Origin of the sequence: Wolbachia endosymbiont (group A) of Beris morrisii, from assembly GCF_964028185.1 — a bacterium.
GTDB lineage: Bacteria > Pseudomonadota > Alphaproteobacteria > Rickettsiales > Anaplasmataceae > Wolbachia.
Map to the genome: position 1 here is coordinate 847,701 of NZ_OZ034760.1, position 21,140 is coordinate 868,840.

Below are 21,140 nucleotides of genomic sequence, written 5' to 3' on the forward strand. Positions count from 1 at the left end.
GTCATACCGCGATTCATTCGCGGTATCTTAGCCGCTAACACGTAGGGGAATGACGAATTACTATACCGTCACGGTATCTCTAGATCCCGCTAACAAGCAGCGGGATGACGATTGTCAGGCTAGCTGTCATCCCAGTTTGGAATCCAGGAAAAAGAATGGTGTCATCCCAGTGCCCAGACACTGGGATCCAGGAAAGTTTGCTTGTTTACAAGCAAACTAGCATAGAAAGTGGTTACAACGTTTTCGATGAGATTATATGGAAAACTGGATCCCAGTGTCAAGCACTGGGATGACACCCTCCTGATGGGCCAAAATCACAATGTTCGTACAGTTATGGATTCATTCGCGGTATCTCAAAGCATAGATCCCGCTGCGGGATGACGGTTATCAGGCTAGCTGTCATCCCAGTTTGGAATCCAGGAAAAAGAATGGTGTCATCCCAGTGCCCAGACACTGGGATCCAGGAAAGTTTGCTTGTTTACAAGCAAACTAGCATAGAAAGTGGTTACAACGTTTTCGATGAGATTATATGGAAAACTGGATCCCAGTGTCAAGCACTGGGATGACACCCTCCTGATGGGCCAAAATCACAATGTTCGTACAGTTATGGATTCATTCGCGGTATCTCAAAGCATAGATCCCGCTGCGGGATGACGGTTGTCAGGCTAGCTGTCATCCCAGTGCTTGACACAAAGCTGTACGAACATTGTAATTAGCAGGTGGCAAATTCAAGTAGCTGACACTGGTTCACTCTGTGATGGTGTCATTCCAGTGCTTGACACTGGAATCCAGTCTTTATTATGCAGCCACTTATTTAAAGTTAGGTTTTCTGGATCCCAGTGTCAAGCACTGGGATGACACCCTCCTGATGGGCCAAAATCACAATGTTCGTACAGTTATGGATTCATTCGCGGTATCTCAAAGCATAGATCCCGCTGCGGGATGACGGTTATCAGGCTAGCTGTCATCCCAGTGCTTGACACAAAGCTGTACGAACATTGTAATTAGCAGGTGGCAAATTCAAGTAGCTGACACTGGTTCACTCTGTGATGGTGTCATTCCAGTGCTTGACACTGGAATCCAGTCTTTATTATGCAGCCACTTATTTAAAGTTAGGTTTTCTGGATCCCAGTGGGCTTTGTTGCATAGCACCTTAAGCAGTGATGGTTTACGACAAATTTATGTAATGATTTCAAATTTAGCCATACCAATATCAGTGAATTTGTTGAGCAAATAGCACTTAATTAGTAATTCTTTTTCACGATTTACTTCAGATTTATTCCTAAAGCTAAATCCAAATACTTGCTTCAACCTTGAGAAAAATCCTTCTATGTAAGATCTCTTTCCATAAATTGCTTCCTTTTTCCACTCTTTTACACCATCTTGTCCATATAATTTTATTAACCTAATAGCAGCATTTCTGTCAGACATATAATCTATTTTTGAATGTTCTGCTGCATCCTTTTTTGGTAGAACTTTTGTCTTTATATCGTATTTCTTACACAATTTATAAAGTTTGTGCCTATCGTATGCCCTATCTGCATATAATTTTGTGCTGAAAATTAACTTCTTCAAGCAAATCGCAAGCTCCATAGTGGTCAGAGTAGACGCCATTACTGTATCTTGCAGCTATAGCTTTTTTACTATTCACACTTAACATAACATGTAACTTTCTTACTTGCTCGTAGCTTCGGTACTTTCTATCTGCACTGTTTTCCTTACTGTGGCCAGGAGTGTTACTGTAAATGCTGATACTTGTGCTATCTATGATAATTTCAATATTTTCCATGTTGCTTTTATCAACCCTGCAATCATTTATCTTAATATTAAGTTTTTTAAACCTTCTTGATGCTTGTGAATAGCTGATAACTGCCAATTTTTTTCCTATTTGTTGCAGATATCCTTTTATAAACCCCACCGTTTGTCTTAAACCAATTCTAAAAAGATTGACAATTATATGCACCAAAATTACGACTTTATCACTGTAAATATAGTTGCCGCCCTGCATTTTTGGACTATTTTCATACCAATTTTCGATAGCTTCATCGATGTAACGAAAAATATTTCCCCTTTTTTCAAGGAATTTGTTATATTCGTTTTGGTTACTGACTTTCATTTTCTGTGGCATATTTTTTCTTCAACAGTTAAATGGTTATTTATAATGAATTTTGTCAGTAGCCACCAGATTTTTTCGGTTGCTATGCAACAAAGCCATCCCAGTGTCAAGCACTGGGATGACACCCTCCTGATGGGCCAAAATCACAATGTTCGTACAGTTATGGATTCATTCGCGGTATCTCAAAGCATAGATCCCGCTGCGGGATGACGGTTGTCGTTTAGCTGTAAATATTAAGAAATTTACCAAACGAAAAAAAAGGCAAAAGAAGCCCCGTGGTTATTATCCGCTTTAAAATATTGGCGTTTTTTATGTTTTAAACGCTTGACAAGCGAAATTCAGCTGCTTTTAATTGCAACTAACCTACGCTGCAAATGTTTAAGAAATTTACCAAGCAGAAAAAAAGACAAAGAATCCCCGAGTTAGCTAGTCTTTTACTATCTTTGTCGAGTATTGGCATTTTTTGATGTCTTGTAACGCTTTGTAAGCGCGTTCAGCTTATTTAGATAAAAATCTAGATGTAGATGAAGTTTTGTAAAGACATACAGTATCTATATACTGCAAAAAATTGAACATAAGACGCCGATACATTAAGTAATCCTTACCTTTTAATCTGCAGATTGGCGAAAGCAAATACAATAGCTTCACTGTCATGATAAAGGGGCTGGCAAAGCTTGTCAAGAAATTTTCTTATTTCATTTAAATTGCTTGTAACCTTCTTATACACTCGTCTTTACCAAGAATCACCATGATATCGATGATTCCAGGTGCATCCATTACTCCGGTTATGGGAGCACGTAATGAGTGGTATACATCGCTTATTTTCATATCGTGCAATTTTGCAAATTCCTTGATCTGAGAAGATAAAAAACCCTTATTCCAGTCTTCATCACCGATCTTTGACAGAAATGACGCGAGTAACTTGATTATATCGAGGTTAGATTTGACAATTTGCTCAGCCTCTTCACTTAAATCAAGCGGCGGATCTCTTATATAAAACTGTGCTAAATCCAGCAGTTCAGCCAGGTAATTTGCTCTTTTTTTTAGTTCCGTTAGCCCCTGTAATAAATAGTTCTTTTTCTTGTCAGTTAGAGTATTTTCTCCAAGTATTAGAGCCAGAATATCTTCATTGCTCATATTACTAATATAGTGGTTATTCAAATGCTCCAGTTTTTTGAAATCGAGCCGTGCAGGTGAACGACCAATGCTTTCTAAATTAAACCACTCTATTGCTTGCTCATCGCTAATAATCTCATCATTACCATGGCTCCAACCAAGCCTCAGTAGGTAATTACGCATCGCTTTTGGCAATATTCCCATTTTCTCGTAGTCGCAAACACTTGTTGCACCGTGCCTTTTGGATAGCTTATTTCCATCTTCCCCATGAATAAGCGGCACATGTGCAAAACGTGGAATGTCAAAATCAAGAGCCTGGTATATTAGCAACTGTTTAAAGGTATTAGTGAGATGGTCAGAACCACGTATAATATCGGTTATTCCAGCATCATGATCGTCAACTACCACGGCAAAAATATATGTTGGAGTGTTGTCAGAGCGTAAGATCACTATATCATCAAGCTGCTCGCTATTTACTTTGATTTGGCCGTATATTTTATCATCAATGACGATCTCTTGCGAGTCTGGCACTTTAAAGCGGACAACAGGCTTTACGTTTGATGTCACACTAGTACATTTATGCTTGTATATTTTTCCTTCTTCTCTTGCTTTTGTCTTCTTTTCTGTAACTTCATCTTCAGGGCAATAACAGTGATACGCCCTACCCCTCTCAACTAAAAGGTTTGCTACTTCAATGTGCCGCTCTATTCTTTTTGACTGATATACTATTTCCCCATCATAGCTCATACCGAGCCATCTTAGCCCTTCTATAATTGCATCAATTGCTTCTTGCGTTGAACGTTTTCTGTCGGTGTCTTCAATTCTCAGCAAAAACTTGCCACCATGATGCTTTGCATAGAGCCAATTAAATAACGCAGTGCGGGCCCCTCCAATATGCAAAAACCCTGTGGGTGATGGAGCGAATCTCGTGACTATACCTGGCATATTTGTCCGTTACAGTAATATAAATGATGATAGCTAAAATTTATGTTTGTAACAATTTAGAATTTATTTATTCTGAGAGATAAAATTTTATTTATTTTTCATAAATTGTGTTGTATAATTTAGTATTGGTTGAATATAGCGAGGTGAGTTATGGATGGACTTGTAGATATAGCAAAATTGCTTTCAGATAATGAAGCTAATATCAATTGGCGTTACACCGGCCCTTTTGATAAAACAAAACAAAGAGTACAGGCAGATAATCTCCTGCATTTAGCTGCAAGAATACAAAACAAAGGTAAATTTGTAGACATTTGTAAGAAGAACATTGCTTCTGTAACTGCGCATAATGAATATGGAGATAATCCATTTCATGAAGCAGCAAGAAGTGGAATTTTGCTGCCTGCAGTACAAGAGATTGTGAATGACTTAGAGACGGAAGCTGATAACAAAATTACGAAAGCAGAAGAAGCTGGAGATCGGAAAGAAGTAAGCAGATTGAAAGAGGAACTCAAATGTAATAAAAAATATATTAAAGATGCGCTCTGCAGTAAAGGCTATGCTTTTAATAAGAAGAGGGAAACTCCTCTTTATTACTTAAATGCTGCACAACAGAAAGAAATTAAGCAAATCGCAGGCATAAAAGACAGCTTTATATGTAACCAGAAGTTTCACCTGTGTTTATATATAGTAGGGGCTATAGCGTGTATTGCTGCCTTGTGCTTATCTTTATATTTTCTGTATCTATCTTCTCAGACTTTTGCACTAAGCTCGATGGTTGCAATAGCTTCTGGCGGAGTCACATACCTGTCAGTTAAGGCATGTAACGAGATACATGCCTTGCATAACGAAAGCACTTTAGCGGAAGTTAATGTTATGCAGAGTTCAGGTGGTTTAGCTCCAGCATGAAGATTAAAATTACTTGCAGGCAATGATATAGAAATTTACTTTCTTAACTTAAGAAAGTATACTCATAAGATGACGGAAAAGAAGTACAGTAAGATTTTAATAGCAAACAGAGGGGAAATTGCCTGCAGGATTATCAGAACTGCCCATAAGATGGGTATATCTTGTGTATGCGTATATTCGGATGCAGATGTAAATTCTGTGCATGTAAGACAAGCAGATGAGTCAAGGTACATTGGCCCTTCGCCATCTTGTCTCAGTTATTTAAACATTGAAAAAATATGTGAGGTAGCAGTTGAAACAGGTGCTGAGGCAGTTCATCCTGGCTATGGTTTTTTAGCAGAAAATCCAGATTTTCCACGTGCTCTTCAAAAACATAATATAGACTTCATCGGCCCCAGTGCAGAAACAATAGAAGTTACAGCCAACAAAATAACAGCAAAAGAAGCGGCAAAAAAAGCTGGAGTGAATGTAGTGCCAGGATATATGGGTAAGATCAGCGATGCTGCCCACGCAGCTCAAGTTGCTGAAGAGGTCGGTTTTCCCGTTATGCTCAAAGCTGCATCAGGTGGTGGTGGCAAAGGAATGCGAATTGTAAATTCCAAAAAAGAAATTGAACTAGCGTTCACATCAGCAACAAATGAAGCAGAGAAAAGTTTTAAGGATGGCAGTATCTTTATAGAGAAATATATAGAGTTACCAAGACATATTGAAATACAAATCATAGCAGATAAATATGGCAATATAGTTTGTCTTGGAGAAAGAGAATGCTCGATACAAAGGAATAATCAGAAAATAATAGAAGAAACGCCAAGTCCATTCATTAGTGAAGAAGTAAGACAAAAAATGTATGCCCAATGTGTTTCTTTAGCAAAGCAAGTTGGCTATTTTTCAGCAGGTACTGTTGAGTTTGTTGTAGATAAAGACCAAAACTTCTATTTTCTTGAGGTAAATACGAGATTACAAGTTGAGCATCCAGTAACAGAATTTATAACTGGAATAGACATAGTAGAAGAAATGATTAGAACTTCCTGTGGAGAAAAATTGAGATTCAATCAGGATGATATTAAACTTACTGGTTCTGCAATAGAAAGTAGAATTTGCGCTGAAGACCCATCGAAGAAATTTTTCCCCTCCAGTGGAAGAATAAAATATTACGACCAACCCAATGGAAATGATTATATAAGAATAGATGATGGAGTTGCCGCAGGTTCAGAAATTAGCACATTCTATGACTCAATGATTGCAAAAGTGATAACATATGGAAAAGATAGAGTAGAAGCGATCAGCAGAATGCAAAAAGCATTGTCTGAATGTTATATAGAAGGAGTAACAAATAATATAGAATTTCTAGAATCCATCTCCCATCACCCAAATTTTATTGCAGCAAAGCTCCACACGAGATTCATTCCAGACCATTACCCTAGTGGGTTTCACGGCGATTTTGTTACAGAAGAATATATAAAAGTATTTATTTTTGTTTCGTTATATGTTTATTTAGAAAACGAAGAAAAGTACCATCATAAAGCAGTGAATGAAACGCTTGTAGTTGTAATAAATGACAATAAGTACTCTGTAAACGCAAAGTACCAAGATAATATATTAACAACAGTATATAACCACAATACATACTCTGTAGTAGGCAAGTGGAAATCAAGTTATAGGTTGCTAAACATCACGATTAACGATGATACCGATATAACACTTAAAGTAGAAAAACAAGGCAGCAAATACTTCATAAGACATGCAGGCATGAAAGCTGAGTGTTGTATATTTAAACCTCATGTAGCTGAATTAAGTAAGTTAATGCTAAATAATGAAACAGAAGGGATTTCAGTAGATGCTGTAAAATCCCCAATATCTGGCTTATTAGTTAAGTTGCACGTAAATACAGGAGATCAGGTGGAAATAGGACAACCTTTATTTGTGGTGGAGGCAATGAAAATGGAAAATATTATATGTGCTGAAGCAGCAATGGTGATAAAAAATATTCCCGTTCAAGAAGGAAAAAATGTGCAGATTGGTGATGTAGTATTAGCTCTGCTTTCTTAAATAACACAAGAAGTATAAACTTGACCCAAACAAGATAAATGAAAACACTTGATGAGCTATGGCAATGGCTATTGGTATATGCAATAATAGAGTAATTACACCCAAAATGATCTGAATGATAACGGAGAGCAGCATAATATATACCGGTTTTACGCTAGCATTTTTTACTGTGAGTATTACTACCAAAGCTAGTATTAGCAATGCCAGTGCTCGATGTATAAATTGCACTGTCACTCTGTTCTCAAAGATATTCAGCCATATAGGGTGTAAGAAAAATAAATCTTCTGGAACGATTTGTCCGTCCATTAGTGGAAAGGTATTGTAAATTAAACCAGCATTTAATCCCGCAACAAACGCACCGAAAATTATTTGTATTACAATTAGAATCAGAATAAGTATTGTGTAATATATACTACTGTTAGTAGATTGAAATCCTGTCATCTCAGTGTCACGCACTGGGATGACATCTTTCTTGGTGAAAGTTACTCTTATATCGCAATGTTCGTGCAGTTGCGTACGTGACGCTGGCTGATAATCAAAAAATTGATACGATAATAGTGCAAAAATAACTAATGCTAATAATAAGTGAAGTGCGAGCCTATAGTGGCTAACATGAGGCTTGGCTACCAAGCCGCTTTTTACCATATACCAACCAGCAAAAGCTTGCAGCGCTCCAAATAATAAGACTATCAATAGCCTTATTACTACCTTTTTAGATATTTTTCTTCTTAATGTAAAATATATAAATGGCAGGACAAAAACTAAACCTGTTAGTCTTGCAACCAATCTGTGTACATATTCTATTAAGTATATAGCGCGAAACTCCTCTATACTCATACCATAGTTAAGTGCTTTATATTCAGGTGTAGCTTCGTATTTTAATTTTTCTTGTAGCCAGTCTTGTTCACTCAGTGGTGGTAATGTTCCAGTAATGGGTTTCCACTCCGTGATTGACAATCCTGCTTTTGAAAGTCTGGTAAATCCACCAATCCCCACCATGAGAATTACCATGATACAGCAGAGAAAAAGCCAAATAGCTACAGGTTTTGATTCCATAAACCATGCTGAGTTTTGTTCCATCGCTCAGGGTAAAGAATAAATTCCCACAAGGCAAGAAAAGCTGCAACACTATGTAGCAGACTATAGACCGGAAAAAATATCGATACTATATAAAAATAAAAAGGCATCTTTTGCTGTTTGACAGCTATTACCAAAAGAATCAGGTTAGTAACGTATACCACTAAAAAGTAGTACAAAAATAATTCATTTAAAACTTTAGTTAATACCAATGAAAGCAGTAAAAATGGAGTAGTAAAAAATATAAAAGCTGCAGAGCCAACAAAAAGATTCAATAGCAAAATTCCCTTAAATCCAGTGTGTTTATAAAGTGACTTTATATTTTTTAAATGAACAATATAAGTTTGCATATAGCCTTTGATCCAGCGCGCTCTTTGCTTAATCCAAGCAAATACAGCAATTGGTGACTCTTCCAATGTTTCTGAGTCAATCATCCTGGTTTTATAGCCCATTTGCGCAAGTCTCAAACCGAGGTCAGCATCTTCGGTAACACTATAAGCATCCCAGAAAAACACTTTTTTTAGAATTTTTACTGAAAAATGATTACTGCTACCACCCAAAGGCATTGGCATGTTCATTTTTTGGAATCCAGGCAATAAGTATTGAAACCAGTTCATATACTCCAGAGAAAAGGATTTTGTGAGAAAATTATAATCACAATTATAGTAATTTAATTTCGCCTGTACACAGGCTAACTTATCGTCGCCCTTATTAAATTCAATCAGTGCTTTTTTTAACTGCAATGGGTCTGGTTTATCATCCGCATCATATATTACTGCATACTTTCCTCTAGCAAAGCTCATAGCATAATTGCATGACTTGGCTTTTGTTCTAGGCAAAGAATGAGGCACTTTTATTACTTCAAAATACTCCGGTAAAGTATACTTTTCTATAGCTGCTAGCGTTTCCTGGTCATCACTTTCTACCTGAAGCTTCACATCTAATTTTGATTTTGGATAATCCAAACTTTCAATGCTTTCGATCAATTGCTCTATCACTGCACTTTCTTTAAAAGCAGGCAATAAAATAGTATATATAGGAAAATCTTCTTCATTCAGCTTACTATAATCCACTTTTTGGTTGGAGGTTTCACATAAGTTAAAAATTGTAGCTATAAACTTGAATAAATAACTAGAACAGCCGATTATAAATATCAACATCAAAGCAAAATATGTATATTTCTCTGTTAGTGTTAAAATTGAAGTTACAATAAAGAAAGAAGCAAAAAATATTGAGCTTAGTTTAATGCTTTTAGCTGAAAAATTAGGATTCTTGTAATATAAGTAGTTGCTTGCAAATTCTGAAATACCAAAGTGCGAGTTAAGAAGATTTAAAATCTGTTCGCTATCCACTTTTATTAATACATAGTCAATACCGTAATGAGCTTCGACCCAACGGTTGACATCTCGGCTTGTGTCTTCAACCATAAAAAAAGTAGTATCATTTAATTTTTGCCAAGGAATTATATTAAATTTATAGTAAAAAAGTTTCTCTGGCTCTTTGCACAAACTAGAATCAAACTTAATTTTTTCTACATTATCAGCTTGAAGTATAGGCAATTGTTGCATTAAACCTAATGCAATTTTTTATTTAAGTTACGTGAAAATGAAGATATGACCTCGCTACTACGCTTATCATCTTTACGTTCATGCATTATTTTTTTTACAGCATCAGCAGCTATATTTGTTGTGTTAGCCTGTAAATCTCCAAGAGCTTTTTCAACTTGGTCAGTGACTTTCTTCAAATTAGAATGGGCATTGTCATCTAACGTCTGATCCAGCTGCTGTCTATTGTGCTTAATGATACTATTAGCTTTATCAAGTGCTTCATTCATCATTTTATTAACTTCTGCATCTAATTTTTTGTATTTTTCAGAAGATTTTTTGTAATACTCTAACATATCTTTTCTGAATTTTTCAGTTTCTTCACTTGAAAATCTGCTTTTGTTACGCTTATTGTTAAGCGCATTTTTTATCACTTTCTTCAGCAATTTATACGAAAGAACAAGGCCTACCAAGAAGGCAAGACCGATAATCAGTGATGCAGACATAAAAACTCCTAAAACTCTTTGGACACCAAGTCAGCAATAAATTTCTCTTCAATTTCAGAATTAGTCAATTTAGTATAATAAATTAAAGCAATACTAGTAGCCATTTGTTTTAACTGATCAGTATATTCAGATTTAAATTCTGCCACTTTTTCTTCAATAAGCTTGCTCTTTTTTTTGTCTTCCTCTTCTAATATACTCTTAACATTAGCTCTCATTTCTTCTACCTGAGCAAGTGCATCATCTATGATCCTTTTTGCCTGTATTCTAGCTTGGTTTAAAGCGGCATTATACTTGGCAATCTGATCTTCCGTAAGTCTTAAAAGATGAACAGAACTACTAAAAGAATCCAATACTTCTTTACTTCTAGTGCTTATTATTTCATCTAACTTTGGCAAAAATAAACAACTTACTACGAAAAAAAGTGAAGAGAAAAAAATTAAAAACCAAAAAACTTGAGAAAAGAAAGTTGAAACATCAAGTTGTGGCATATGTCAAGCAACAAATATTAACAATAGCGCAAGTAGAAACGCAAATAATCCCATTGCTTCAACTAAAGCTGCTCCTGTATAGACATATTTTTTCATTTTATCTTCTGATTCAGGGTTTCTTGCAAGCCCATTTAACATAGTAGAAAATATATTTGCCACACCCAAAGCTGCTCCGAGCATTCCAAATATAGAAAAACCAATCGCTACAAATTTTAAAGCTTCTAAATCCATATATTACCTTTAACTATTTCTTTACAGTATTAATTATAAAATATCCTGTAGGGAAGTCAATTATTTTACTGCATCTGATAAATATACACATGTTAAAGAGGTGAATATATAAGCTTGTAGAATTGCAACAAACACTTCAAACCCTATTAATGCGATTATAAATAAAAATGGTATAGGGGTTAGAACCACGTTCATGTTTACGATAAACCCTGCTATTACTTTGATAATTGTATGACCTGCAATCATGTTTGCAGCAAGCCTTATTGATAAGCTTATAGGCCTTGCCAGGTAAGCAAATAACTCAATAAAAATCATCATGGGTGCAAGCCACAAAGGAGTTCCTTTTGGTAGCAATATGCGTAAAAATTCTACTCCCCTTTCTTTAAATCCAACAATCGTTATATAAGTAAAAACTACCATCGATAAAGCGAAGGTGACTATCACATGACTTGTGACCGTGAAACTATAAGGAAGAATACCAACCAAATTACATGATAAAATGAAAATAAATACTGTGAATATCAATGGAATGTGCTGCAAGCCTTTGCTTCCAGTGTTATTTTCTATTATTGAAACAACAAAATCATATACATATTCAACTGCAGCTTGCAAATATCCTGGTATTACTGACCCCTTCTTTATTCCAAAAAGCAAAAAGAGTATCACCAATATCACCGAAATCATCGTGAAAAAAGATGAATTGGTAAAGCTTACGTCATACCCAAATAACCTAGGTAACTCTATTACCGTATATACTTTAAACTGCTCCAGCGGATTTAATGCCATTTTAATCTGAATTATCAACAGTAAATAAAGTATGAATTTTATAGGACAAAGTCAAGGGTTAAGATTATGTGGGGCTCTGTATCATTATAGCATTAGCATGTTAACAAAATATGTAATTAGAATGCCAATTATAGCCAGCGCTGTGTTTTAAAATTTACCAATCTTATTAAATTATTCAATATCTTGACTTAACATCTTATTTTAATTATAATTTAATTTTTAGTGAGGTATTATTATGAACGAAATAGATTTTATTAACACTAATCATCCTTTAAACTTAGAGCAAGAATTTGGTAGTGGATATATTAGATTCACTGACGGTTATTTTGATGAGAATACCGGTGGTTATGGAATGATAGGTCAAGTATTAGATGAAAATCATAACACGTTAGGACCACTAACCGTTGGCGGCTATGTTTGTCATTTTCACCATGATGACCATAAGGTTAATCTTCAGTATTTCATGGAAGTAAACTTAGAAGGTGATATGGAAAAGATACTTTCTCTTAAGAAAGGTATATAATTACGTAAGTAGGCTTTTTTATTGTTTCTTGCAATATGGGAGCCATTTACTACAACAAACTTTAAAAGCACCGCATTTTATATTACAATAACTTTTTTGTTTCTTGTTAGATCGATGAAATTCACGTTATCTTGGTTACTGGAGTATTTAGAAACCAATGCTAGTTTAGAAGAAATTACCGATAAATTAACTCATATAGGGTTAGAAGTAGAAGATATTATTGATAATGCCAAATTAGCTGGGTTTGTTGTTGCAGAAGTATTAGAGGTGATACAGCATCCAAATGCTGATAAATTAAAATTATGTAAAGTAAATGATGGGAGTAAAATTCTACAAATAGTTTGCGGAGCAAACAATGTTAGAGAAGGTATGAAAACTGTGCTTGCATCTCTTGGTAGCACATTGCCAGAAAGTGATTTCACAATCAAGCCCACAAAAATACGAGGAGTGCTAAGTGAAGGGATGCTCTGCTCTGCTTCTGAACTTGCGCTGGTTCAAGAGAAAAGTGAAGGAATAATCGAGCTTTCTGATGATTATAAAATAGGGGATAAATTTTTCAATTGTGACCCTGTAATTGATATAAATGTTACTCCAAACCGTGGAGATTGCTTAGGCATTTATGGAATAGCTCGCGACCTTGCTGCAACTGGAATTGGGACATTAAAGACTTTAAGCATTCCACAACTTACCAGCTCCATAAATTCACCAATCGATGTTGAAGTTACTGACGGGGAAAGTTTTATTAGTGGAATATACATCGCCAATGTAAAAAATCAAGAAAGCCCAAAATGGTTAAAAGATAGGCTGGAATCGATAGGAATGCGCTCCATTTCTGCAATAGTTGATATCACGAACTATATTATGATATCTTTCAGCCGCCCAATGCACGCGTATGATGCAAAAAAAATAGAAGGAGAGCTCACAGTACGCAAAGCAAATGACGGAGAAAAATTTGCTGGTTTGAACGGTAAAGAATACTTATTAAACACGGACACAAGCGTTATTGCAGGTGATAAAAATATTCATGGAGTTGCTGGAATTATGGGTGGTAAGTGCAGTGAATGTACTCTTGAAACTACTGATATCTTTTTAGAGTCTGCTTGGTTTGACCCTATATCTATCGCTAAATCTGCAAGGCAGATGAATATCTCCACAGACGCTAGTTACAGATTTGCACGTTCAGTTGATCCTGGATTTACCCTTGAGGGACTCAATCTTGCAGCTAAAATGATTTTGGACTTATGTGGTGGAGAAACCTCAAGCGTAGTGTCTGCTGGCAGCTTAGATAGGACTGACACCAAGGTGAGCTTTGATTATCAGGATGTGAACAAGTTTGGAAGTGTGTCTGTATCGCCTGATGAAGTGTTCGATATCTTAACGAAACTAGGGTTTAGTATTGATAAAAAAACCGAAGGCAGTTGGAATGTACAAGTACCAAGCTGGAGATCGGACGTGACAATACCTGCTGACCTAATTGAAGAAGTAACAAGGATATACGGCTATGACAAAATAAAAGAAGAACCACTACCAAATAATGTTGAAGAAGTAGATAGTACATACGACAATTTGCGTATTTTGATGACAAACAGAGGGTTTCATGAAGTGCTAACCTGGTCGTTTATGAGTGAATCAACAGCTGAAAAATTTGGTTACTCGAATAAGTTATTTATCATCGATAACCCATTTAATAACAACTTCAATATAATGAGACCAAGTATCATACCAAATTTATTGCAAGTCACTGCTGATAATATTGCCCATGGAATATCTGATCTTGCAATCTTCGAAATTGGGCCGATTTACGATGGTGGAGCTCAGTCTAAACATGTTTTAAGTGGAATAAGAACAGGAAATAATTTGCCGAGAAACCATTATAATACTGATAGGAAAGTAGATGTTTTTGACGCAAAGGCTGATTGCATAGCAGCTTTGGAGTTTTTTAACGTCAATTGTGATAATTTAACGATAGAAAGAGCAGAAAAAGAATATTACCACCCAAGAAAGTCAGGCACTCTCTCTTTTAAGAATAAAGTAGCAGGTTATTTTGGAGAACTGCATCCGAGTATACTGGATTTTTTTGATATCAAGCAAAAAGTTGTAGGTTTTGAGGTAATACTAGAAAATATTGAAAATTTACCTGCAAGTAGAAAGAAATTTATCGACTATAAATACCAAAGTGTAAAACGTGATTTTGCATTTATTGTAAATAAGGATGTGAAAGTAGGTAACATAATCAATGTGGTAAAAAAAAGCTCAGAGCTCATCACAGAAGTTTTAGTATTTGACGTATACCATGGAAATAATATAGAACCGAATAAGATGTCTATAGCATTGTCAGTTACTTTCTGCTCTCCAATCCACACTTTAACTGAAAAAGAGATCCAAAAAGAATCAAGTGCTATAGTTAATTTAGTATATGAAAATACCGGAGGAACTTTGAGAACTCATCATTGAGCCACAATCATAGTTTCTTGCTGTGTATCTGTTCAGATGCATGGCTAATATACAAATATTGAAACAAAAATTCCAGTGCTCCCTTTCTTGTCATCCCAGTGCTTGACACTGGGATCCAGATTGGGCACTAAGTTGGTAAACACGAAAGCCTTTACAACGTTTTTGATGGAACTGCGCGAAAGGACTGGATGCCAGTGTCACGCACTGGCATGACACCCATTTGTTCCTATAGTTGTCTTTTCTCGTCTACCTTATTTTGCCACTCTGCTGAACAGATCCTTGCTGTGCCAAGCTTACCTCATCTAATCTACTCTTAACCAACGTGAATTCAACATCCTTAAAAAATCTATCCCACATTCCATGCAAATGCTCTTCTATTTTAGGCCATACATCATTTTTAAATGTTTCTCCTTCATCAGAAAATAAATCACCTAAAAAAGCCCCAGCTTTCTCATAACTTGACTCGAAATGTTGAAGAAATGTCTCTCCTTCCTTATAAGAGGTGTGTGCTACATCTAACGCTTTTCCTTCTGTACTCTCATCCCCATGTATTGCAACGACAAGGCCTGTTTTAATATACCCCCAACATGTCCAAAAAGATTTCACAGGTTGCAAAAGTGAACTCTTATCATTTTTTGGCACATTATTTATTATATTTTCCACCAACCTATCTATCAAAGGAGACAATAAATTTTGACTAAAATGTTTGATATTATCTTTTGTTTTAATTACAGGATATTTGATGCATCTTTCTGCTAAACAGTACTCAAGTTCTGCTTTCTCGAATAATTTCTTGATTTCTTTTTCATTAAAAGTTTCTTGCTTAAGCACCTCCAACAACTTATCTTCTATTATTGCAAATTTTATTTTTTCACGAGATTCTAGTTCTTCTCTGTAATCATTTGTTGCTTTTTCATTTATCAATAATCTTTCTTTTTTTAACTCTAATTGTTCTAATGCTTCCAGAATTTCTTGGTTATTTTTCAAACATAACTCTATTAACTCCATACTTGAAGATTCCTTTTCTTTACTATTTTTCTTAACATCCAAATTCTTATTCTGCTTTTCTATTATTTCCTTCAATTTCGCAGGTTGCGTTAAACATTCTCCAATTTTCTTCCGATAGGAAACAATCTTGTTTACTAGACGTTTTTCATCTTCTTCATTGAATATGCCAGTATTATCTTCTATATTCTTTATACTCTTCTCTTGCTCTTTAAATAACCCTTGAATTCCACATTTTGTTATTTCTGAATGCATTTTTTCTAGCAAGAGATTTACTTCGTGATGAGAACACACATTCACATTTAAATTATAGAATTCATCAAGTAAACTTTGTCTTATATCAATTGTTAAATCTGATTGATTTAACACAACTTTAGCTTTTCTTATTCTTGATTCTATTAGCTTTTGCTCAACCTTCTGATCATTATATTCAAATTTAAAAAGGTCTTCTAACTTCCTTTTTAAGGCATCATCTTTCAGGCCACTATTCTTTCTATTTTCGTATATCTCTTTTAATTCTTCACGTATCTTCCCATACCTTTCTTCTCCCATTCTTTCTAACTCTTTTATCATCTCTTCAGCTTTACGTGAAGCTTCTGCTGTTTCTTTGCTTGGTAATTCCTTACCTTGGCTCTCCAACTCTTGTTTCACTAATATATCTCTTAGCACATCTTCTGAAAAATCTCCTTTTCTTTCTTGTGCAAATTTAATTGCTTGTATAAAGGCAACTTGATAAGCATTTTGTATTAAGTGACTCGTCAACTTAGGACCTACACTATTCACCACTTCCAGTCTGAATTCGTTCAACAACTCCTTCAGCTTATCGTATGTAATATCTTTCTTTTCTAGCTTTATCAGCTCTTCCATAGTTTTCGCGAATCCTTGAATTGAAGTTGCAAGCACACTCCTGATCTCATCACGCAAAGGCACGAGACCGTTTTTTAAGTGGATATTAGCTGACAATTTTAGTACAGCATTGTGTTCTGGATCTTCGTATAAATCTCTAAGTAGTTGTTTAAATTGCGGTGGAAACTTAACTTCCATATCCCACTTAATGTCTGACTTACCAGCATCTATTTCACGAAAAGATACCTCAATATTTTGGTGTTTTTTCTGATATGACCCACTACTCACTTTAAGAACATCAATCAAAGAATGAGATAATTTTCTATTTAAAAGATAAAAAGTAGCTAAGGCGGGTGTTGCAGGAATAAGCAAGAGTAGAAGTATAGGTATACTAACAAGAATCGCTACTGCAGCAAGAACACCATATGCTAATCTTTTTGTTGTACTTTCACTTACTTTTTTTGTTTTATTTTCCTCTGAGCTGATTTGTGTCTTATCATTTGTTTTTAATTTATTATATACGGCTAATCCTAACGCAGTAAAAACTATATAAGGAAACATTAAAACCGATAGTGCTAAATTTAATACTTTTTTCTCCGGGCAAGCTTGGTTTATCTCTTTAAATATTCTACTTGATACGTTATACCAAGAAGTAAAAAAATCAGAGTTATAATCTTTATAATGAAATATACTGAGTGGAACGTTAAAATTAGCTAACGGCTCTTGTCCTTCCGAAGTGTCAGTAGATTTCTGTGTGATATTACTAATTAACCAATCTTGTTCCTCTAAAGCATCAAAAAACTCTTCTTCCTCTTCCAAAGTAACATTGGAAGTAGATTCTACTTTACCTAAATTACCACTATTGTTAACAACTTCTTCATAATCATCTGCAACAGCATTCATACCATAACCTTATCCAAGTACTTTAAGTATAGCACAAACACTGACAATTTTCAACTATTAACAATTTAACCAAACACTAACAACTAAATCTTGGTATTTCTTAGAATAGAAGTTGGTTCCAATTTCTGTATTAATTTCTAAAGATAAGGCAAGAGTCTGCTCTTTTATGTACTCACTCCACGTATTTATTGCTTCCTTGATTTTCTCATCTTCTGTTTTGATTATTACTTTAATTCTATCTGATATATGAAAGTCAGCTTGTTTTCTGGTTTCTTGAATGAGCCTCACGACATCTCTCGCTAACCCTTCTAGAATTAATTCATCATTTAGTTCAGTATTTAGAATGACAACTCCTTTGTTGTTATCAAACACAGCAGAATATCCACTATTTGCTTTTAACAATAGTTCATATTCGCCTTTTTCTATGATGTAATTTTCTGACTCATTACCTAAAAAAACTTGCTCATTTTCAACTTGCTTCCATTTTCCCTCTTTGACATATTGAACTAGTTTCTTAATTTTGCCTGGAACTCTCTTTCCAAGCATAGGAAAATTTAGTTTCAGTTCTAGTGATGCAACTTCTTTCAACTCACCTACTATTTCTAATTCTTTTACATTTACCTCGTCTTTTATCATCTCTTGATATTCATTCATGCTTGGTGTCATTCCAGCACTTAACCATTTCTTTTCTTTCTGGATCCCAGTGTCAGCTACTTGGATGACGGGAGAGAGCTCTGGAATGACAGAGGGTTGTGTATCGTCAAGGAAACTGCAGGAAGACTGATGATAAATCGTCATACTACTAAGTGGTTGTCTGATACGTATGTTAAAAGTGTTTCTAATAGAGAGCGCAGAGTTGCATATCTCTCTCACCAAATCCATCTTGGCAATGAGCTGACTATCAAACTTCTCTAATTGTGGAAAATCAGCCAAATGAACAGATGTTTCTTTATACTTAAGCCCTTGCCATATAGTCTCTGTTATAAGTGGCAATAAAGGAGCTGCAGCTCTTAGTATGTAATAAAAAACCGTATATAGAACATTATAAGCATCAGTTTTATCCTGATCCAAATCACTTTTCCAAAAACGCTCGCGACTGCGACGAATATACCAATTATTCAGCACTTCAAAAAAGTTCATCAAAATTTTGCAAGCCTCTTGGGAGTTATAGCTGTTCATAGAAGCTTGGATACTTTCTACAGCTTCAAAACATTTGGAAATCATGTAGCAATCAATAGTACTGTGATAATCCTTACAAACTTCAACTTTAATTCCATCTGCATTTGCATACATAGTAAAAAAGTGATAACTGTTCCAAATAGGTTTTATTACATTTTTCAGAACATCTCGTATTGAGTTTCCTTCTTTATCGAGTAGCAAATTACCACCACAAACAATAGATCCAGAAAGCATAAGAAAACGCAGTGCATCAGAACCGTATCTATCAAAAACCTCCATTGGATCTGCATAATTGTTCAAGCGTTTGGACAGTTTATGTCCCTTTACATCCAAAACAACGCCGTGACATATGCAGTTCTTAAAGGGTTCACTGTCAAACAAAGCAGTAGAGAGCACAAAAAGTGTGTAAAACCACCCTCTGGTTTGTGCAATATATTCAGTTATAAAATCTGCGGGAAAATTATTTTCAAACCACTCTTTATTTTCAAACGGATAGTGGACTTGTGCAAATGGCATCGAGCCAGATTCAAACCAACAGTCAAATACGTCAGGCACACGACGCATAATCGATTTTCCTGTTGGGTCATCAGGATTTGGTCTTGTTAAAGTATCGATAAATGGTCTGTGCAAGTCGTCTATTTTAACATTAAAATCTCTCTCCAGTTCTTCTATTGAACCATATACATCTACCCTTGGATATTTTGTATCATCTGATTTCCATACAGGGATTGGCGTACCCCAGAATCGATTGCGTGAAATTGACCAATCGTGTGCCCCTTCAAGCCATTTTCCAAATTGACCATCTCTAATGTGGTTTGGTATCCAATTAACTCTCTTATTTAGCTCTACCATTCTGCTTTTGAACTTTGTCACGGCAACGTACCAAGAAGGCATAGTGCGATAGATCAAAGGAGTGTCAGTTCTCCAGCAGTGTGGATAATTGTGAATATATTGCTCAGTCTTAAACCAACTCCCCTGCCCTTTCAATTTTTTTATTACTGTATCACTGGCATCAAAAACATGAACCCCTGCCAAATCTGAAACTTCAGCAGTAAATTTTCCACTGTTATCAATTGGACAAATAACTGGAATATCATGGCTTTGGCAAAGGTAAAAATCTTCCTCACCAAATCCAGGAGCAGTATGCACAACGCCAGTACCATCTTCTCCTGTAACATAATCAGCGATGAAAACGCGGAATGCATTTTTCGTATCTTTAAAGTAATCAAATAGTGGTTTATAAGAAAGACCTACAAGATCATTCGCTTTAAGTTTTATATTGCAGTTTTCATATGGAATATTGTTTTGTTCAGAGTGGCTGATAAATTTCTCTAGGTAGCTTTCAGCGAAGATGTGGATTTCACCATTGACTAATACTGCACAATACTCAATATCTTTCCCTATCGCCAAAGCCAAGTTGCTCGGCAACGTCCAAGGAGTTGTAGTCCAAGCAAGTAATTTACATACATTTTTAAACTGCTGTGGGTTTTCTAAAAGCTCAAATGCAACAGTTACAGCTTTGCTAGTCTTTTCTCTATATGCGTTATCAAGCCTTGTTTCAAAATTGGATAATGGAGTTTCGCACGCCCAGCTATATGGAACAACGCGCACTGATTCATACACCAGACCCTTATCATAAAGCTGTTTAAATGCCCACATGACCGACTCCATAAATGATTTATCCATAGTCTTATAGTCATTGTGAAAGTCTACCCACCTTGCTTGCCTATTTACATACTTTTCCCATTCTGATGAAAATTTCATTACAGAAGTACGACAATGGTTATTGAATTTTTCAATGCCGAATTTTTCTATTTCAGTTCTACCAGATATTCCAAGTTCCTTTTCCGCACCCATCTCAGCCGGCAATCCATGGCAATCCCAGCCAAATCTACGTTCGACCCTTTTTTGCAGCATAGTTTGATATCTTGCAAATGCGTCTTTGATGAAACCAGTGAGTAAATGCCCATAATGGGGAAGTCCATTTGCAAACGGAGGCCCATCGTAAAAGACAAAACAATTATCCTTGGAACGTTCCTCAACTGACCGCTCAAAAACTTTGTTTTCCTGCCAAAATTTTATGATTTCTTTTTCTAACGACGAAAAATCAGGACTACTTACTGTATCAGGATAATGCTTTGACTTCATGTTCGCTATGTAAAACTAAAGAATATAGGGCTTTCTGAAAAATTACAAATTCAAAAAGAAACACATTTACTCCTATATAGTATTCTTCATACTAAATGATAAATTTTTATAATTTAGTATGTTCTGAATCCAAGTAGTCAAGGCACTGGGATGACAAAAGAGGGAGTGTAGAAAGATTGCACCCATATGGTGTCATTCAAGTAGCTGACACTGGTTCCCTTATGAAGGTGTCATTCCAGTGCTCCTTTTTTTGTCATCCCAGTGCTCAGACACTGGGATCCAGCTTCTATGCAACCTCATCAAAAACATTCATTTAGT

24 protein-coding genes are annotated in these 21,140 nt (G+C 35.5%); 12 read left to right on the forward strand and 12 right to left on the reverse strand.

All coding sequences use genetic code 11. The features are described from left to right. The first annotated feature begins 104 nt into the window (after positions 1-104). From ABWU69_RS08040 to ABWU69_RS08060, 5 genes are all read left to right on the forward strand, one after another. Positions 105-293, forward strand: a complete 189-nt coding sequence (locus tag ABWU69_RS08040; RefSeq protein WP_265035735.1) for a hypothetical protein — start codon at positions 105-107, stop codon at positions 291-293. Next, entirely contained in the window at positions 247-381 is a 135-nt protein-coding gene (locus tag ABWU69_RS08045) for a hypothetical protein (RefSeq protein WP_341812854.1), read from the forward strand. The genes ABWU69_RS08040 and ABWU69_RS08045 overlap by 47 nt, the downstream gene beginning before the upstream one ends. After that, positions 378-566: a hypothetical protein gene (locus ABWU69_RS08050; protein ID WP_265034355.1), complete on the forward strand. Its 189-nt coding sequence runs from the start codon at positions 378-380 to the stop codon at positions 564-566. The genes ABWU69_RS08045 and ABWU69_RS08050 overlap by 4 nt, the downstream gene beginning before the upstream one ends. Continuing rightward, positions 520-654, forward strand: a complete 135-nt coding sequence (locus ABWU69_RS08055; RefSeq protein ID WP_341812854.1) for a hypothetical protein — start codon at positions 520-522, stop codon at positions 652-654. Before ABWU69_RS08050 ends, ABWU69_RS08055 begins: the two co-directional genes overlap by 47 nt. 106 nt (positions 655-760) lie before the next feature. Beyond that, positions 761-946, forward strand: coding sequence for a hypothetical protein (locus ABWU69_RS08060; protein ID WP_410541705.1), 186 nt, complete (start codon positions 761-763; stop codon positions 944-946). 74 nt (positions 947-1,020) lie between these two features. On the opposite strand, the gene ABWU69_RS04320 is transcribed toward ABWU69_RS08060, so the two are convergent. The 3 genes from ABWU69_RS04320 to ABWU69_RS04330 are packed head-to-tail and all read right to left on the reverse strand — an operon-like array spanning position 1,021 to position 2,128. Further along, positions 1,021-1,152, reverse strand: a complete 132-nt coding sequence (locus ABWU69_RS04320) for a WPE palindromic element domain-containing protein (RefSeq protein WP_353284998.1) — start codon at positions 1,150-1,152, stop codon at positions 1,021-1,023. 27 nt (positions 1,153-1,179) lie between these two features. Beyond that, positions 1,180-1,593, reverse strand: a complete 414-nt coding sequence (locus ABWU69_RS04325) for a transposase (RefSeq protein WP_353284975.1) — start codon at positions 1,591-1,593, stop codon at positions 1,180-1,182. Then, positions 1,535-2,128 carry a transposase gene (locus tag ABWU69_RS04330; protein WP_353284976.1) on the reverse strand — a complete coding sequence of 198 codons (594 nt, stop codon included), beginning with the start codon at positions 2,126-2,128 and terminating at the stop codon, positions 1,535-1,537. Before ABWU69_RS04330 ends, ABWU69_RS04325 begins: the two co-directional genes overlap by 59 nt. Positions 2,129-2,161: 33 nt before the next feature. Between ABWU69_RS04330 and ABWU69_RS04335 the strand changes: the two genes are divergently transcribed. Then, on the forward strand, positions 2,162-2,326 hold the full coding sequence (locus tag ABWU69_RS04335; RefSeq protein ID WP_353284999.1) for a hypothetical protein: 165 nt from the start codon (positions 2,162-2,164) through the stop codon (positions 2,324-2,326). Positions 2,327-2,815: 489 nt separating this feature from the next. Here ABWU69_RS04335 and gltX read toward each other — a convergent pair whose 3' ends face one another. Continuing rightward, positions 2,816-4,177 carry a glutamate--tRNA ligase gene (gene gltX, locus ABWU69_RS04340; protein WP_265034356.1) on the reverse strand — a complete coding sequence of 454 codons (1,362 nt, stop codon included), beginning with the start codon at positions 4,175-4,177 and terminating at the stop codon, positions 2,816-2,818. 150 nt (positions 4,178-4,327) lie between these two features. On the opposite strand from gltX, the gene ABWU69_RS04345 reads away from it, so the two are divergent. Both ABWU69_RS04345 and ABWU69_RS04350 read left to right on the forward strand, forming a co-directional pair. Next, positions 4,328-5,083: an ankyrin repeat domain-containing protein gene (locus ABWU69_RS04345; RefSeq protein ID WP_265034357.1), complete on the forward strand. Its 756-nt coding sequence runs from the start codon at positions 4,328-4,330 to the stop codon at positions 5,081-5,083. A gap of 69 nt (positions 5,084-5,152) precedes the next feature. Beyond that, positions 5,153-7,132 carry an acetyl-CoA carboxylase biotin carboxylase subunit gene (locus tag ABWU69_RS04350; protein WP_265034358.1) on the forward strand — a complete coding sequence of 660 codons (1,980 nt, stop codon included), beginning with the start codon at positions 5,153-5,155 and terminating at the stop codon, positions 7,130-7,132. On the opposite strand, the gene ABWU69_RS04355 is transcribed toward ABWU69_RS04350, so the two are convergent. The 6 genes from ABWU69_RS04355 to ABWU69_RS04380 are packed head-to-tail and all read right to left on the reverse strand — an operon-like array spanning position 7,115 to position 11,764. Then, positions 7,115-8,188 carry a COX15/CtaA family protein gene (locus ABWU69_RS04355; protein WP_265034359.1) on the reverse strand — a complete coding sequence of 358 codons (1,074 nt, stop codon included), beginning with the start codon at positions 8,186-8,188 and terminating at the stop codon, positions 7,115-7,117. The two genes, ABWU69_RS04350 and ABWU69_RS04355, sit on opposite strands and share 18 nt — an antisense overlap. Further along, positions 8,170-9,768: a glycosyltransferase family 2 protein gene (locus ABWU69_RS04360; RefSeq protein WP_353285429.1), complete on the reverse strand. Its 1,599-nt coding sequence runs from the start codon at positions 9,766-9,768 to the stop codon at positions 8,170-8,172. The genes ABWU69_RS04355 and ABWU69_RS04360 overlap by 19 nt, the downstream gene beginning before the upstream one ends. A gap of 14 nt (positions 9,769-9,782) precedes the next feature. Beyond that, a complete protein-coding gene (locus tag ABWU69_RS04365) occupies positions 9,783-10,259 on the reverse strand; it encodes a hypothetical protein (protein WP_265034361.1) in 477 nt (158 codons plus the stop codon). 8 nt (positions 10,260-10,267) lie between these two features. Beyond that, positions 10,268-10,747 (reverse strand): hypothetical protein, encoded by a 480-nt coding sequence (locus tag ABWU69_RS04370; protein ID WP_265034362.1) that lies wholly within the window; start codon positions 10,745-10,747, stop codon positions 10,268-10,270. A 3-nt stretch (positions 10,748-10,750) separates the two neighbouring features. Then, entirely contained in the window at positions 10,751-10,978 is a 228-nt protein-coding gene (locus tag ABWU69_RS04375; protein WP_265026588.1) for a F0F1 ATP synthase subunit C, read from the reverse strand. Positions 10,979-11,038: 60 nt separating this feature from the next. Further along, a complete protein-coding gene (locus ABWU69_RS04380; protein WP_265026587.1) occupies positions 11,039-11,764 on the reverse strand; it encodes a F0F1 ATP synthase subunit A in 726 nt (241 codons plus the stop codon). A 235-nt stretch (positions 11,765-11,999) separates the two neighbouring features. Between ABWU69_RS04380 and ABWU69_RS04385 the strand changes: the two genes are divergently transcribed. The 3 genes from ABWU69_RS04385 to ABWU69_RS04395 all read left to right on the forward strand — a co-directional run bounded on the left by ABWU69_RS04385 (position 12,000) and on the right by ABWU69_RS04395 (position 14,954). Continuing rightward, the gene (locus ABWU69_RS04385) at positions 12,000-12,287 is read left to right on the forward strand and encodes a hypothetical protein (protein WP_265034363.1); all 288 of its coding nucleotides are present in this window, start codon (positions 12,000-12,002) and stop codon (positions 12,285-12,287) included. Between the two features lie 114 nt (positions 12,288-12,401). Continuing rightward, positions 12,402-14,741 carry a phenylalanine--tRNA ligase subunit beta gene (pheT, locus tag ABWU69_RS04390; RefSeq protein WP_265034364.1) on the forward strand — a complete coding sequence of 780 codons (2,340 nt, stop codon included), beginning with the start codon at positions 12,402-12,404 and terminating at the stop codon, positions 14,739-14,741. Positions 14,742-14,816: 75 nt separating this feature from the next. Continuing rightward, the gene (locus tag ABWU69_RS04395) at positions 14,817-14,954 is read left to right on the forward strand and encodes a hypothetical protein (protein WP_265034365.1); all 138 of its coding nucleotides are present in this window, start codon (positions 14,817-14,819) and stop codon (positions 14,952-14,954) included. Positions 14,955-14,987: 33 nt separating this feature from the next. On the opposite strand, the gene ABWU69_RS04400 is transcribed toward ABWU69_RS04395, so the two are convergent. Then, entirely contained in the window at positions 14,988-17,495 is a 2,508-nt protein-coding gene (locus tag ABWU69_RS04400; RefSeq protein WP_265034366.1) for a hypothetical protein, read from the reverse strand. 57 nt (positions 17,496-17,552) lie between these two features. Continuing rightward, the gene (ileS, locus tag ABWU69_RS04405) at positions 17,553-20,822 is read right to left on the reverse strand and encodes an isoleucine--tRNA ligase (protein ID WP_265034367.1); all 3,270 of its coding nucleotides are present in this window, start codon (positions 20,820-20,822) and stop codon (positions 17,553-17,555) included. 176 nt (positions 20,823-20,998) lie between these two features. On the opposite strand from ileS, the gene ABWU69_RS04410 reads away from it, so the two are divergent. Further along, positions 20,999-21,139, forward strand: a complete 141-nt coding sequence (locus tag ABWU69_RS04410) for a hypothetical protein (protein WP_265034368.1) — start codon at positions 20,999-21,001, stop codon at positions 21,137-21,139. The last annotated feature ends 1 nt before the right edge of the window (position 21,140 follow it).

Excerpts from the sequence above, each read along its gene's own strand:
- ABWU69_RS08040 (WP_265035735.1), top strand. The coding sequence starts at position 105 with ATGACGATTGTCAGGCTAGCTGTCATCCCAGTTTGGAATCCAGGAAAA.
- ABWU69_RS08045 (WP_341812854.1), top strand. The coding sequence starts at position 247 with ATGAGATTATATGGAAAACTGGATCCCAGTGTCAAGCACTGGGATGAC.
- ABWU69_RS08050 (WP_265034355.1), top strand. The coding sequence starts at position 378 with ATGACGGTTATCAGGCTAGCTGTCATCCCAGTTTGGAATCCAGGAAAA.
- ABWU69_RS08055 (WP_341812854.1), top strand. The coding sequence starts at position 520 with ATGAGATTATATGGAAAACTGGATCCCAGTGTCAAGCACTGGGATGAC.
- ABWU69_RS04325 (WP_353284975.1), bottom strand. The coding sequence starts at position 1,593 with ATGGAGCTTGCGATTTGCTTGAAGAAGTTAATTTTCAGCACAAAATTA.
- ABWU69_RS04330 (WP_353284976.1), bottom strand. The coding sequence starts at position 2,128 with ATGCCACAGAAAATGAAAGTCAGTAACCAAAACGAATATAACAAATTC.
- ABWU69_RS04335 (WP_353284999.1), top strand. The coding sequence starts at position 2,162 with ATGAATTTTGTCAGTAGCCACCAGATTTTTTCGGTTGCTATGCAACAA.
- gltX (WP_265034356.1), bottom strand. The coding sequence starts at position 4,177 with ATGCCAGGTATAGTCACGAGATTCGCTCCATCACCCACAGGGTTTTTG.
- ABWU69_RS04345 (WP_265034357.1), top strand. The coding sequence starts at position 4,328 with ATGGATGGACTTGTAGATATAGCAAAATTGCTTTCAGATAATGAAGCT.
- ABWU69_RS04350 (WP_265034358.1), top strand. The coding sequence starts at position 5,153 with ATGACGGAAAAGAAGTACAGTAAGATTTTAATAGCAAACAGAGGGGAA.
- ABWU69_RS04355 (WP_265034359.1), bottom strand. The coding sequence starts at position 8,188 with ATGGAATCAAAACCTGTAGCTATTTGGCTTTTTCTCTGCTGTATCATG.
- ABWU69_RS04365 (WP_265034361.1), bottom strand. The coding sequence starts at position 10,259 with ATGTCTGCATCACTGATTATCGGTCTTGCCTTCTTGGTAGGCCTTGTT.
- ABWU69_RS04370 (WP_265034362.1), bottom strand. The coding sequence starts at position 10,747 with ATGCCACAACTTGATGTTTCAACTTTCTTTTCTCAAGTTTTTTGGTTT.
- ABWU69_RS04375 (WP_265026588.1), bottom strand. The coding sequence starts at position 10,978 with ATGGATTTAGAAGCTTTAAAATTTGTAGCGATTGGTTTTTCTATATTT.
- ABWU69_RS04380 (WP_265026587.1), bottom strand. The coding sequence starts at position 11,764 with ATGGCATTAAATCCGCTGGAGCAGTTTAAAGTATATACGGTAATAGAG.
- ABWU69_RS04385 (WP_265034363.1), top strand. The coding sequence starts at position 12,000 with ATGAACGAAATAGATTTTATTAACACTAATCATCCTTTAAACTTAGAG.
- pheT (WP_265034364.1), top strand. The coding sequence starts at position 12,402 with ATGAAATTCACGTTATCTTGGTTACTGGAGTATTTAGAAACCAATGCT.
- ABWU69_RS04400 (WP_265034366.1), bottom strand. The coding sequence starts at position 17,495 with ATGAATGCTGTTGCAGATGATTATGAAGAAGTTGTTAACAATAGTGGT.
- ileS (WP_265034367.1), bottom strand. The coding sequence starts at position 20,822 with ATGAAGTCAAAGCATTATCCTGATACAGTAAGTAGTCCTGATTTTTCG.